Source organism: Acidobacteriota bacterium, from assembly GCA_028875575.1.
In the GTDB taxonomy this organism is placed as follows: domain Bacteria; phylum Acidobacteriota; class Terriglobia; order Versatilivoradales; family Versatilivoraceae; genus Versatilivorator.
This window is the reverse complement of the sequence record JAPPDF010000086.1, coordinates 1-13,306: the sequence shown is the minus strand read 5'-3', so window position 1 is coordinate 13,306 and position 13,306 is coordinate 1. Positions and strand designations below refer to the sequence as shown.

Genomic DNA, 13,306 nt, shown 5'->3' with positions numbered 1-13,306 from the left:
TTTTCTCCGAGGGAGTTCCCATGGCGCATCACGACTGGATCATCGCCGGAGGCCGGGTGGTGGACCCGGCCAATCGGGTGGACGCTCAATTGGACCTGTGTATCCGGGATGGCCGCATTTCCCTGTTGACGCGGTCGGCACGGGCGGAAACCTCCGACCAGCGATTCGATGCCGGGGGTTTGCTGGTGGTTCCCGGCCTGATCGATCTGCACATGCATGGTTACGAGCACGTCACCCCGCTGGGCATCGACGTGGACCACTACTGCCTGGGTCGAGGGGTGACGACCGCACTCGATACCGGCAGTGCCGGCTGCAGCACTTTTGAAGGCTTTCGAATCTATGCCTGCCGGCCCAGCCGGACACGCCTGCTGGCGCTGCTCAACATCTCCTGCGCCGGGCTGGCATTCGCCAAGCTGGGCGGTGACAAGGCCACGCCGGGAGAGCTGGATCTGCTGGACCTGGCCGACCTTCAGGGCTGCATCGACTGCGTGAACGCCAATCGAGACCTGATTGCGGGAGTCAAGGTCCGTCTCTCGGCCTCGCTGGCCGATGAGGGGCGCAACGAAGCCGAAGCCTATCGCCGGGCCTTGGCCGCGGCTCGTGCGGTCCGGCTTCCGCTGATGGTTCACCACACTCTCTCTACGGTGAGCCTGGCGGACTGCCCGGGCAAGATGGCCGCGGGTGACATCTATACCCACACCTACCATGGATTTCGCAGCACCATCGTCCGCTCGGACGGGCATTTGGATCCCGCGGTGCGAGCGGCGCGGGAAAGGGGCGTGTTATTCGACGTGGGTTTTGGGCAGGGATCCTTCAACTGGACGGTTGCCGAGCTGAGCTTTCAGCAGGGCTTTTGGCCCGACACCATCAGCAGCGACCTCCACAGCGGAACCTGCGAAGGCCCGGCCTACGACTTGCCGACCGTCATGACCAAGCTGCTTCACCTGGGTCTGCCGCTGGCGGAAGTCATTGGCCGGACCACCATCGAGCCGGCCAGGGCCATCGGCTGGGAGGACCGCATCGGAAGCCTGGCAGTCGGGAGGGAGGCGGATGTGACGGTGCTCTCGCTGGATGGGGTCGACACCGAATTGGAGGACTGCCAATCGCAACTGCGTCGAGTCCGACAGCGCCTCCGTGCTCGGGCCGTGTGGCGAGCGGGAGTGCCGGGACGAATCACCTCGCCGGCCCAATGGCCCAATTCGTCGGCCATCGCCAGGCAGAGAGCGGCCTGGGACCTCCTGGAGGTGCGAGACCCACATCCCCCCGATTAGCCCGCGTTTCTCACCAGGGGGCGTGATCATGGCGCAGGCATTTTCCCCTCAGCGCGTGCTCGGGAGCGAAGAGCGTAGCGGTCACTACGGTCGAGCGAGCATGGATGCGCTGAGGGGAAAAGGACAAGCCAGGGCGCGCCCAGCACCGTGTGTAGGCTGAAGACTCCATACAAAGCGCCGCAGGATGTTAAACACGAATACGTAACTACCGTAGGCTCAGCGGCCTGGTGAGAAATGCGGGCTAGTTTACTTGATCAGCCGGGTCTCGGGGTATTGGGCGAACCAGCCGAACCAAAAGGCGCGAAAGGCCGGGACTCGAGGCAATACCCGGTCGGGGTTTTCCTCGGAAATCAGGCCGTCTTCCTTCATTTTCCAGGTTTTTCCGCTGTCGTCGACCACCCGGTCATCCCGCAACAGCCGCTGGAACCTTTCCTTTCCGGTCTTGAAGACACGGTTGGCGCCGGCCCGGGTCGTCAGGATGGTCAGTGAGTGACCGGCCAGCCCGGTCCGGAACACCCGATTCTTCTTCAGGAATCTCGAGCTGACCGCCAGTGGCTGCTCCTTGCCGTCGGGGGAATAGGGGGAGAGCACGATCCCCAGGATTTCAGCCTTGTTTCTCAGGCGCTTGTCCCTCTCGGCCACCTGGAACATCAGCGAATCGGTGGAAAAATATTGCTTGTAGGCTTGACCCTCCCTGTAGTCACGCTCATGCCCCGTGTCCAGAGACAGGACGGTGGTGTCGGGGTGTTTTTTCCGCCATTCTCCCCAGCGGGTGGTCACGATGGGAAGCGACTCCAGCTTGAGACCGGATCCCGCCAGTTTGCCGATCACGGGCGTTCCCAGCAGGGTGGACCACAGACTGTTGGACTCGTGGTCGAACATCAGCTTGTTGGCCCGATAGACCAGTCCGCTGGTGCCGAAGGTCCGGTGCCGCCCCCCGACGACGCTCTTGTAGGGAATGGCGGTGCCGCAGAGCGTGCAGTAGACCAGGGTAATCCCGGTGCCGCCCAATTTGTCCAGCGCCATCTCGTGCCAGGCCAGAATCCGCTTGGGGTAGGCCCGAGCACTGCCCCCCACCGATAGACCGAAAACGACGTGGCTGTCCTTGAGGTAGTCGGCCTCACTGGCCGGAATATTCTCGGGGTGGTCCAGGGGAGGAATGCCGTTGACCTTCACCCCTCCCCACTGCACCTCGTCCAGCCGGACCAGGGAGCGGGCAGCCGGCGGGAAGAACTTGACCATGCGGGGATCGATGATCTTGTAGAAGGATCGCTTGAAGATGAGGTATTCAGGATGGGGTGCGTAGGGTTGCTTCCAGACCCACCTCAACCAGCGCTGGCTGTCCTGTCCGAAGAATTGGCCGGTCTGCTTGGTGAGGAAGCGAAAGAGCCGACTCTTGATTTCCGGATAGGTGGGACCGCTCAGTTCGACCAGCATGGCGGTATAGGTGTCTCGCCAGGAGCGGCTGATGGCCTCCAGGGCGGGTTTGGCATCGGCGTCCTCGACGGCTCCCGCCTGAAAGAATAACTCCAGGGGAGGATAGTCATCGGTGTCGTCCTGGGGCGGCGCGGCCTGGCTCGGTATCAGGGTGAGAGCCGCCAGAACAAGGGCCGGCCCCGGCAGGCAGGACAGCAGCCTACGGGTTTTCCCGGGGCAGCACTGAGTTCTCTCGGGGATTTTGGTTTTCCAGGGTGCGCTCATGATCCCGCCGGCGGAAGTGGTCTGGCCGGAGAAGAGGACAGGGGCGGACCAACGGCTCATCGGGCCCGCCTTCGGCATCCGCCCAGGTATTCAGACGGCCTTTTTGAGGAAACAGGTTGGCCGGTGGGATTGCCGAGTCCGCGAGAACGGGCCGGCACCTCTTCAGGGAGCGAAATCTCCGGTCGTCATGCTCAGGTCCCGGTCACTGTTTCCTCCCAGCTCACGGATGACCAGGCGACGGTCCCGCCAGGTCAGGCCGGCGACCCCCCGGTAATCTTCGGGGATCTTGAACAGGAAGGCCAGATAAGACCGCACCGTGGTCTGACCGGCGTCCAGGTGGACGTAGAGCGGTCGACCGAAGATCCTGCCCTTCTCGACCAGGATGGGGAAGGGGTGGTGCAGTCCGCTGGTTCCGAACTCCAGGCCCCGCGCTTGCGGTTTGCCGTTCTCCGAGTGGCGCCAGATGTTGAGCCAGGGGTATTCCGCAGTGCTCCACAGGTACCCGATCAGCAACCCTTGCGAGGGGCTGCTGGCGGTGATCCAGCCAAGGTCCTCGTCAAAGACGAAAGAGACCACGTTGGGGTCGGAGTCGTCCGCCAGTCGGCGCAGCGACAGGGGTTGGCCCTGCTTGAGCGCCTGGGGCCAATAAACCGCCGGCTCCTCCGGATTGGGCAGGGGGCTGGTCTGCATGAAGCCCTTGCGTGCGTTGCTGTCGACCAGAGTGCCCTCGTCCAGGAACGGGGGGCCGATCGTCGGGTGCTGGACCATGTTGTAGATACGACCCAGCTTGTTTCTGTTGGTGACGCTTTCGGAGACGATGCAGCTCGCCGACGAGTCGGACAGGCGAACGGTCCGCAAGACCTCGAGTCCAGCCATGGGAAGCAGGGCCGACATAGTCGCTTCCACGGCGCCACCCTTGCGAGCCGGTCCCTCCAGAACCGTCCACTCCACGCGGCTGGCCTCCCCGTGAAAGAACATTCCGTTGCGTTCTTCGGCTTCCGAGGGCGCGCCCCAGCGATCCAGGCAGAGAAAGTGGCCCAGGGGCTTCAAGACCACCGATTCCCCCGGGTCCCACTGGAGAGGGTTGACGGAGTGACCGCTCAGGCGGAAGTCCACCAATGAACCTCCCCCGAGATCCACCACCAACCGAGCGGCCCGGCCCTCCAGAATCAGGGAAGGACGGCCGTTGAAGAGGGTTTCGGCGTGCATTGGCGCGCTGACGGCCAGGAGCGTGATAACCACGGCGCTCCCGGTCACGGCTCGGAATCTGTTGAGTGCGGAATTCGCCACCGGTGGACCAGGATCAAATCTCCGACAGAAGCTTTAGTTGGCCGTTGCTGTCGCCGATCGATTCGGGATGGATGCCCATGTGGCTCAGCAGGGTCATGTAAAGGTTGGTCAACGGGGTCTCGTCGGGATAGCGGATGTGGCGGCCGGGATGGAGACTGCCCGAACCCCGTCCGGCGACCATCACCGGCAGGTCGTGATGCAGGTGTTCGTTGCCGTCGCTGAGACCGCTGCCGTAGACAATCATCAGGCTGTCCAGCAGGCTGCCGTCGCCGTCGGGAATCGACTTGAGTTGTCCCAGCCAGTAGGCAAACTGTTGCGTGTGGTAGCGATTGATCCTGATGATCTGCTCGATCTTGGACTGGTTCCCCTGGTGGTGAGTGAGTCCGTGGTGAGCATTGGACACGCCAATCTCCCGGTAGGTGCGATTGCTGCCTTCCCGCCCCATCATCAGAGTCGTTATGCGGGTCAGGTCCGTCCGGAACGCCACCGTCTGCAGATCGAACAGGAGCCGCAGGTGCTCTGCAAAATCGATGGGGATGCCTGCGGGTATGTCCATGTCCGGCACCAGCGCGGCCGGTGCGTTCTCGAGCGACTCGATCCGTTTCTCGATGTCGCGGACAGCAAACAGGTATTCGTCCAGCTTGCGCCGGTCCACCGGACCCAGGCGATTGAAGAGACTGCGCGTCTCGTCCTGGACCAGGTCCAGAATGCTGGCCCGGTCCTTGGCGCTGGTTTTGCGGGTCTGGTCCGCATCCCGAGGGGCGCCGAAGAGGCGATTGAAGATCGAGCGCGGACTGACCTCGGGCGGCATGGGACTGGTGGGGCTGCGCCAGGAAATGCTGTTGTTGTAGGCGCAACTGTAGCCGGAATCGCAATTGCCGACCAGTCGGGTATGTTCAAGCCCCAATTCCAGAGAGGCAAACCGGGTCTGGCCACCGACGGCCTGAGCCGCAATCTGGTCTACCGAGATGCCGTTTCGGATATCCGCTCCCTGGGTCTTCCTGGGATGGACTCCGGTGAGATAGGAAGCCGCGGCCCGCGCATGGTCGCCCGGACCGTCGCCGAGGGCACGGCCGTTGTTGTGGGTCAGTCCGCTGAGCCACAGACAGTCGTCCCGGTAATCTTTCAGAGGCTGAAGGATGGACGGCAGTTCGAAGTCGGAACCCTCGCTGGCCGGCGTCCAGTCGGACATGATGATCCCGTTGGGAACATAGACAAAGGCCAGGCGGGTCGGTGAATCGGCCGAGACCGGCACCTTGGCTGCAAAGGCGGGCACCATGGCATCCAGCCAGGGAAGTCCGATGGCTACTCCCATCCCACGCAGAAAGGTTCGGCGTGGAAGATGTCGTGGCGTCATGATCCTCCTCCGTTGGTGGTCCTCATTTGGAACGGCAGGCTCTCGACGATCGATTGGACCAGTTGGCTGAATCTGAAGCCGTTGTTTTCCAACTCCAGGCAGATCCGGTCCACCGCAGGCTTGTCGTAGGGTTCCAGGCCTCTTCCCAGGGCGTAGGTTAACATTTTTTCGGTGAGACAGCGAACGAATGCATCGCGCTCCGTGTCGGCCAGCAGCGCCTTGAGATCCTTCGGTCCCTGAAAGGAGCGTCCACCCGGCAACTCTCCGGCGGTGTCCACCGGAACCCCGCCGTCATCCGTCCGCCAGGCTCCCACAGCATCATAGTTTTCCAATCCGAAGCCCAGGGCGTCCATCTTCAGGTGGCAGGCGGCGCAGGCCGGCTGGCTCCGGTGCTTCTCCAGCCGCTCCCGGAGTGTCATGTGCGCACCGTTTGGTTCCTCCTCGAGTGTCTCCATCTCGGGGGGCGGCGGAGGTGGGGTGCCCAGCAGGGTTTCCAGGATCCATTTGCCTCGCAAGACCGGGGAAGTACGAGTCGGGTAGGAGGAAACCGTCAATATGCTGGCTTGAGCAATCAGTCCTCCACGCTGTTCACCGGCAATCTCAATCCTCCGGAAGTGCGGGCCTTCGACGCCTGAATGCCCGTAGTGTCGAGCCAGTCGCTGGTTGAGGAAGGTGTAGTCGGCGTCCAGAAAATCGATCAGGCTGCGGTCTTCCTCCAGGATCGAACGGAAGAAGAGCTCCGTTTCGCGACGCATGGCCTCCCGCAACGGTTCATCAAAGTCAGGAAACCGGTCAGGGTCGGGTTGGGCGCTCTCCAGATTCCGTAGTTGCAGCCATTGCCCGGCAAAGTTTTCCACCAGGGCCTCGGACCTGGGATCCTTGAGCATCCGTTCCACCTGTTGTCTCAGGACTCGAGGATCGTCAAGTTCGGCTCTTTGGGCCAAACCGAACAGCTCGTCGTCCGGAAGGCTGCTCCAGAGAAAGTAGGAAAGACGAGAGGCGAGCTCATAGGGCCCCAGGGGGTGGGCCGAGCCGGCAGGGTCGTCCTCCGGATCGAATTCAAGTCGGAAGAGGAAATGGGGTGACACCAGGACGGCCTGGAGAGCCATCTGGATTCCGCGTTCCAGGGGTTCCCCTTGCCTTTGAGCCGAGGCTGCCAGCCCCCGCAATCGGTCGATCTCCTGCTCGGTTGCCGGCCGGCGGTAGGCTCGCAGCGCCAGGTTCCGCAGAATCGAATCGGTGCAGCCCGCCAGGTGTTTCCCCGGGTCATGCCCGCAGATCAGGACCCGGCGATGGCTGTCGGTCAGGGGCTTTGGCTTCACCTGGAACGGACCCAGGATTTCCATGGAATCGGCATAGACCAGGCGTTCCGGGGGGGGCTCCACCCTGTGCTCGAAAACCGCGTGGTTGAGCGCGGTGCCCAGTGACTCGGAATCCAACCGGGGCGACGCCTCCAGCCGATGCGCGCCCGAGTCGACCCTGATGCGAATGTCGAAGGTGCCCCTGTGGTATGCGTCGGTTGCAATGTGAAAGGTCTGAAGGGGCCTGTCGTCAAGCAGGAGGGACAGGGTGGCCGAAGGCAGCTCGGCAGGTATCCACTGTCCGGCTTCGGCCGGCGGCGATCTCCTTCTGTCCACAACCCGCACCCGCAGTTCGTACTCTCCCGGAGAGGGGAAGGAATGTTGGGCGAGAAGCCTGCCTTCGAGCGAGTAAGGAACGGTGTGGGTGCCTTCCGGGATAGAGGGGGGAGCCTGGCTTCGGGAGGCCAGGTAACGGGCCAGCACCGGCTTGATTTTTCGCCGAACCACCACGGCCCGACCGGCAATCTCTTCGGCAGCCGCCAGGTATTTTTCCATCAGCAGCGGAGAGAGCGAGAGCACATCCCCGATGTTGTCGAAGCCGTAACCGGTATCATCGATTGGAAAGTCCTCCGACAAACCGAGATCGAGGCCCAACCAGTCCCGAATCGTATTGTCGTACTCACTGCGGTTGAGCCGCCGGGCCGTAACCCTTCCGGGGCTGGGAGCCACGCTGGCAGCCTCTTCCTCGAGCCGGGCTTCGATCCACCGTTCCACTTCCCTCAATTGCGCGACGGTCGGACGTGGATTTCCCGGCGGAGGCATGCGACCGGTGCGAAGCTCCCGCAACACGGACTGCCACAGGTCCTGCCGATCGCGGACCGGATGCTCGGGGTCGAAGCCGCTCAGGTTGATTTCGGCGGTACTGAGGTTGGCGTTGTGGCATTGCAGGCAGTGTTCGGCCAGGAAGGGTTTCACCTCCCCCTCGAAGGTGGAAGCCTGAAGGGAAGGGGATCCGACAAGGGCCAGAAACGCCAGTAGAAACGGCAGGCACCCAGGACGCCGTCCAAGACCGGCTGCCGCCGGAATCGCCTTGAGACGAACTTCGGGGCTAAAGAGGGTGAGGGTCACCGCGAGCATGCTCAACTAGAATCAGATCGCATCGAGTATAAGTGTTTGAGCTTGCTGGGACAAGACCTTCCCGGCGAAACGTCGCTGCGGTTGAATGAGGCAAAGGGACAGTGGTATACTGCACCCGTGCAGGATGTGGCTTCCTGCAACGCCCATGGCATTCGTCGATTCGGCAAGCTGATTCGGTGTCGCCGCGAATGAAATGGGGTTCCAAAATGACCAACGTCGGCAGGCAGCCTGTTGATGTTTCCTCCGAGCTTCTTCTCGCCGAAAGCCTGCCTGTGCCAGTGACTCCCTTGTCATTTGTCGTTTCAAGTATCAAGGCTTTTCCCAGCCAAGTTGCGGGCGTTCTGTCCTGATTCGAAGGGGGTGAGACCATTTGTTGGAGACAACCTTTATTCGGGTAGTGTTTTGTGCGGTTTTCATTTTCAGTTGTTACTACTTCCAGCCTTTTGATTTGACCAAGCCTCTGGCGGCGGTCGTCGGTGCGGTGACTTCCGCGGCGATCATCATTTTCGAGGTCCGCCTGAGAAAGACCTCGTTGAAGCAGCTCATCGGTGCAGCCATCGGGTCCATTATGGGCATCGGCGGAGCCGCCATGATCGGCATCATGCTGGTCGAGACTACCATTGACCCTCAAACCAAGTCGTTTCTTCAAATTGGACTGTTCCTCTTCATGGGCTACGTCGGCCTGGTGATGGGAGCCAACAAGGGAGATCTCCTCAACCTGTCGGCTTTGGGCGGGTTTTTTGCCGGAGAGAGACGCAGCGGGAAGAACTACAAGATCCTGGATACCAGCGTGATCATCGACGGACGCGTGGCTGACGTCTGTGAGACCGGCTTCATAGACGGGATTCTGCTCATTCCCCAGTTCGTGCTGCGAGAGCTCCAGCAGGTAGCCGATTCCGCGGATTCCCTGAAGCGGAATCGGGGACGGCGCGGTCTGGATATTCTCCAGCGGATACAGAAAATGGCCGGGATTGAGGTGCAGATCCTGGAGAAGGACTTTCCCCAGATTCGGGAAGTGGATTTGAAGCTCATCGAGCTGGCCAAGGAACTGGAAGCCAAGATTGTTACCAACGACTTCAACCTCAACAAGATAGCTCAATTGCAAGATGTTCCCGTGTTGAACATCAATGAGCTGGCCAACTCGCTCAAGCCGGTCGTCCTGCCCGGCGAGGTCATGAAGGTATTCATTCTCAAGGAGGGCAAGGAGTACAACCAGGGGGTGGCCTACCTCGACGACGGCACCATGGTGGTGGTGGACAACGCCAGAAAGATGATCGGAAAGACCATTGACACCTCGGTCACCAGCGTCCTGCAGACCACGGCCGGCAAGATGATATTCGGTCGCTACCACGACCGTTCTCACAAGATGGAAGCCGTTGGACCATGAATGTGGCTGCCATCATTCCGGCGGCGGGAGTGGGGACGCGGATGAAGTCGCCCAGCCCCAAACAGTTCATTCCGCTGGGGGACGGTTCGGTCCTCATCCATACACTGGAAAAGTTCGCGGCCTGCACCCGGGTGCTGAATGCCTGCGTCTCGCTCCGAGAGTCGGACATGCCCGTATTCCGCCAGGAGTTGGAGCAGCGGGGTCTGTCGGAGTTTGCCCACTTGGTGGCGGGCGGAGCTCATCGCCAGGAATCGGTCTACAACGCCTTCAGGGCTCTTGATTCCGGCACCGATATCGTGGTGGTTCACGACGGTGTCAGGCCCTTTGTGGAGGTGGACATGATTGAGGCCGTCATTGATGCGGCGGCTGAGAAGGGCAGCGCCATCGTGGCCCTCCCCTGCATCGATACGGTCAAGCAAGTTGAACGACAGCAGGTGGTGGCCACTTTGCCGCGTGAAAAAATTGTCATGGTTCAGACTCCGCAAGCCTTTCGCTACCACATACTCGAGGAAGCGTTCGAAAGGGCCCGTGCCGACCACTATTACGCAAGCGACGAGTCCTGTCTCGTAGAGCGTCTGGGTTATCCGGTAACGGTGCTGCTGGGTAGCGAGCGGAACATCAAGATCACCAAACCTGCCGATCTGCCGCTGGCCGAGCTCTTCGTCCGGCAGTCTGCCAGCCCGGGAGCTGGGAGTTGAGCAGCGAGGCAGCAGCAGCTTGCCGTGGGCGTTAGCCCATGGGAAGCTTGCGACATTCCAACCATCCGTGGCGCTTCCTGATCCCGAAACTTCCAACCTGTCGGCTTTCCAGCGGGTGGGTCAATAATGCCCAATCGTCTACGCTTTGCTCCGAGCCCGACCGGTGAACTGCACGTCGGAAACGCCCGGACCGCCGTCTTCAACTGGCTGTTCGCGAAAAAGTATGGAGGCACCCTTGTCATTCGAATCGAAGACACCGACCGGGCTCGTTCCGATAGTCGTTTTGAGGATCTTATTTGCCGAAATCTGAAGTGGCTGGGCCTGGATTGGCAGGAGGGGCCGGATTGCGGCGGGCCGTTCGGCCCCTATCGTCAAAGCAGCCGCACGGCAATTTATGCACGTCATTCCGAGTCCCTGTTGGAGAACGGGTCCGCCTACCGCTGTTTTTGCAGTGAGGAGGAATTGGGGCGGCAGGCCCGGGAGGCACGGCGGGCGGGAGTCGCCTGGAAGTATCCTGGAACCTGCCGGAATCTTTCTGCCGGGGAGGTGGCTCAACGGCTGAAGGATTCGCATCCGTCGGTGATTCGCCTGAGGGTCCGTTCCGGCAGCGTTTTCTTTCAGGATCTGGTCCATGGCGAGATGAAGTTCGACAGCGCCGTCTTGGGAGACCCCATTCTGGTCCGGTCCAACGGAATGCCCACCTATAACTACGCGGTGGTTGTGGACGATGGCTCGATGAAGATCAGCCATGTCGTGCGGGGCGACGACCACCTGTCCAACACCCCTCGACAGGTTCTGATATACGAGGCCCTGGGATGGCCCCTGCCGGTCTTCGCTCATTTGTCGACCATTCTCGGTCCCGACCGAAACCGTCTTTCGAAGAGACACGGGGCAACTTCGCTGCAACATTTTCTGGATCTGGGAGTTCTTCCGGAGGCCTTGCTAAACTACCTGACCCTTCTGGGATGGGCGCCCGGAGAAGACCAGGATGAAATCCTCTCGCCGGAAGAGCTGGTTGCAAGCTTCGACATCGAGCGAGTGTCGAAGAGTTCGGCCGTTTTCGACATCCAAAAGCTGTATTTTTTCAACCGGCACTACCTGAAAGAATACGAGCCCTCCCGTGCTGTCGAGTGGGCCATTGCCTGTCTGAGGCAGGAGGGACTGTTGAAAGAGGTGGATTCCGCGGTACGCCAATGGGTAGGACTGGTGGTCGAGGCCTTTCTGCCCGGGCTGGACCACTTGAGCCAGATTTCCCAAAAGGCTCCCCAGTTATGGTCTTTTGAGGCGGAAAAGGCCGTTCGGGATGAGGGAGTACGCCAGGTGCTGTCCCTGCCCGGGGCCGCAAGAGTCGTTGACGAACTCCGAAATCAGCTTTCTCATGAGGAGTGCGACGTGGTCCGGGAGTGGTCGTCCATCGTGCGGAGCGTGAAGGCGGCCAGCGGTCAAAAAGGGAGAAAGCTTTTTCATCCCATTCGGGTGGCGCTGACGGGCAAGGATTCAGGGCCGGAGCTGGACAAGCTGGTGCCCATATTCGAGGGGGGCAGTCAGCTCGAGTTGCCCCATCGAGTCAAAGACTGTCGGGCCAGGGTCGACGAGTTTCATAGCGCCATGCTTTCCCAGGGACTGATACCGACTGTTTGATGGAGCAACTGATCTACGGCATCCATCCGGTGAGAGAGTGTCTGAGATCCGGCGCCAGACCGGTTTCGTGCCTCTTTGTGGCGCGGGATGCCGGCAGTCCGGGACTCAAGGCCATCCTCCAGCTTGCCAGGCGCCGGGGATACGCCATCCGGTTTGAACCGCGTAACCTTCTGGATCAGCGCGTGGGCGGGGCCAACCACCAGGGAGTGGTGGCGGTCTGTGCCGCCCGGCCCTACGTCGAGTTGGAAGATCTCCTGGACGGTTTGGGGGCGGCGCCTCTGGTGGTCGCATTGGATTCGGTCGAGGATCCGCGAAACCTGGGCGCCGTCTTGAGGTGCTGCGCGGCCGCCGGGGTGGATGGGGTGATTGTCACCAAGGACCATGCCGCTGGAGTGTCGGCCACCGTCTCCAAAGCGGCAGCGGGTGGACTGGAATACCTGTCCATCGCTCGCGTGAGCAATCTCGCCAGAGCCATCGATCGACTCAAGACGAAAGGAATATGGGTTGCAGGCGTGGAAACGGGTCAGCCTCTCGGCTGTCAGGATCTGGATTTAACCGTGGCCACAGCACTGGTTCTGGGGAACGAAGGAGCGGGGTTGAGGCGGCTGGTGCGGGAAAAATGCGATTTTCTGGCTTCGATTCCCACCCCGGGGCCCATCCGGTCGCTAAACGTGTCGGTTGCTGCCGGTATTGTGCTTTACGAGGCCATCCGTCAGCGAAGGCGCAGCCAAAGCAATTGAAACGGATAGCCCGGTGAGCTTATTGCAATATTGGCAGCGGGGCAGCTCATCTTGCCGGTAAACGTGATGTTCTGCCTTTCTCAATATTGGGTTCGACCTGGTTAAAAAATGCTGTCTAAACACAAAAAGCACAAATGGCACCATTTGTGTTTTTGTGCCTATTGTGGCCATTCCGGGCAACGATCCCGCTGCCGAAATTTGCAAGCGCCTCCGGTATTTGTTCTTGCGCGGGGAGTGTCTTTTTGCTATGTTTGGGTGTTTGCCAACGGGCTGGCGTAGCTCAGTTGGTAGAGCATCTGATTTGTAATCAGAGGGTCGGGGGTTCAAGTCCCTTCGCCAGCTCCAGCGATTGGGTTCGTTGGGAGAGATGGCCGAGTGGTTAATGGCAGCAGACTGTAAATCTGCCGCTCCTTGCGAGCTACGGAGGTTCGAATCCTCCTCTCTCCACCACATTGATTGAAGCTAGAGGCGGGAGTAACTCAGTGGTAGAGTCACAGCCTTCCAAGCTGTTGGTCGCGGGTTCGAGCCCCGTCTCCCGCTCCAGAGTTATGCCCACGTAGCTCAGATGGTACGAGCGCGTCCTTGGTAAGGACGAGGTCACCAGTTCAAGCCTGGTCGTGGGCTCTGCCTTCCGTTGAACATTCCGTCTACACCCGAAAGAGGTCCGATTTCACGTTCATGTTGGGATGGCTCCTGAGGCTTGTCCCGTGCATGCAAGGAGAGTAAGAGATGGCGAAGGAGAAATTCGATCGAAGCAAGCCGCACATCAACATCGGGACGATC

Annotated in this window: 9 protein-coding genes and 4 tRNA genes; 9 read left to right on the top strand and 4 right to left on the bottom strand. The window is 60.9% G+C overall.

Annotated elements, in window-relative coordinates:
• Positions 1-20: 20 nt before the first annotated feature.
• Complete coding sequence (locus tag OXI69_13530; GenBank protein ID MDE2667160.1) at positions 21-1,271, top strand: amidohydrolase family protein; 1,251 nt, start codon at positions 21-23, stop codon at positions 1,269-1,271.
• Positions 1,272-1,517: 246 nt separating this feature from the next.
• Here OXI69_13530 and OXI69_13525 read toward each other — a convergent pair whose 3' ends face one another.
• The 4 genes from OXI69_13525 to OXI69_13510 all read right to left on the bottom strand — a co-directional run bounded on the left by OXI69_13525 (position 1,518) and on the right by OXI69_13510 (position 8,057).
• Complete coding sequence (locus tag OXI69_13525; GenBank protein ID MDE2667159.1) at positions 1,518-3,032, bottom strand: DUF3179 domain-containing protein; 1,515 nt, start codon at positions 3,030-3,032, stop codon at positions 1,518-1,520.
• A 102-nt stretch (positions 3,033-3,134) separates the two neighbouring features.
• Positions 3,135-4,214, bottom strand: a complete 1,080-nt coding sequence (locus OXI69_13520; protein MDE2667158.1) for a hypothetical protein — start codon at positions 4,212-4,214, stop codon at positions 3,135-3,137.
• 61 nt (positions 4,215-4,275) lie between these two features.
• Positions 4,276-5,619 carry a DUF1552 domain-containing protein gene (locus OXI69_13515; GenBank protein MDE2667157.1) on the bottom strand — a complete coding sequence of 448 codons (1,344 nt, stop codon included), beginning with the start codon at positions 5,617-5,619 and terminating at the stop codon, positions 4,276-4,278.
• Positions 5,616-8,057, bottom strand: coding sequence for a DUF1592 domain-containing protein (locus OXI69_13510; GenBank protein MDE2667156.1), 2,442 nt, complete (start codon positions 8,055-8,057; stop codon positions 5,616-5,618). Before OXI69_13510 ends, OXI69_13515 begins: the two co-directional genes overlap by 4 nt.
• 448 nt (positions 8,058-8,505) lie before the next feature.
• Here OXI69_13510 and OXI69_13505 point away from each other — a divergent pair, with 448 nt between their 5' ends.
• The 8 genes from OXI69_13505 (at position 8,506) to OXI69_13470 (ending at position 13,147) form a co-directional block, all read left to right on the top strand.
• Positions 8,506-9,444, top strand: coding sequence for a PIN domain nuclease (locus OXI69_13505; GenBank protein MDE2667155.1), 939 nt, complete (start codon positions 8,506-8,508; stop codon positions 9,442-9,444).
• A complete protein-coding gene (gene ispD, locus OXI69_13500) occupies positions 9,441-10,142 on the top strand; it encodes a 2-C-methyl-D-erythritol 4-phosphate cytidylyltransferase (protein MDE2667154.1) in 702 nt (233 codons plus the stop codon). The genes OXI69_13505 and ispD overlap by 4 nt, the downstream gene beginning before the upstream one ends.
• 126 nt (positions 10,143-10,268) lie before the next feature.
• Positions 10,269-11,783, top strand: a complete 1,515-nt coding sequence (gene gltX, locus OXI69_13495; GenBank protein ID MDE2667153.1) for a glutamate--tRNA ligase — start codon at positions 10,269-10,271, stop codon at positions 11,781-11,783.
• On the top strand, positions 11,783-12,523 hold the full coding sequence (gene rlmB, locus OXI69_13490; protein MDE2667152.1) for a 23S rRNA (guanosine(2251)-2'-O)-methyltransferase RlmB: 741 nt from the start codon (positions 11,783-11,785) through the stop codon (positions 12,521-12,523). Before gltX ends, rlmB begins: the two co-directional genes overlap by 1 nt.
• A 269-nt stretch (positions 12,524-12,792) precedes the next feature.
• Positions 12,793-12,868, top strand: a tRNA-Thr gene (locus OXI69_13485).
• A 16-nt stretch (positions 12,869-12,884) separates the two neighbouring features.
• Positions 12,885-12,973, top strand: a tRNA-Tyr gene (locus OXI69_13480).
• An 18-nt stretch (positions 12,974-12,991) separates the two neighbouring features.
• Positions 12,992-13,066: transfer RNA gene (locus OXI69_13475), tRNA-Gly, on the top strand.
• A gap of 7 nt (positions 13,067-13,073) precedes the next feature.
• Positions 13,074-13,147 (top strand) — tRNA-Thr (locus tag OXI69_13470).
• Positions 13,148-13,306 lie beyond the last annotated feature (159 nt).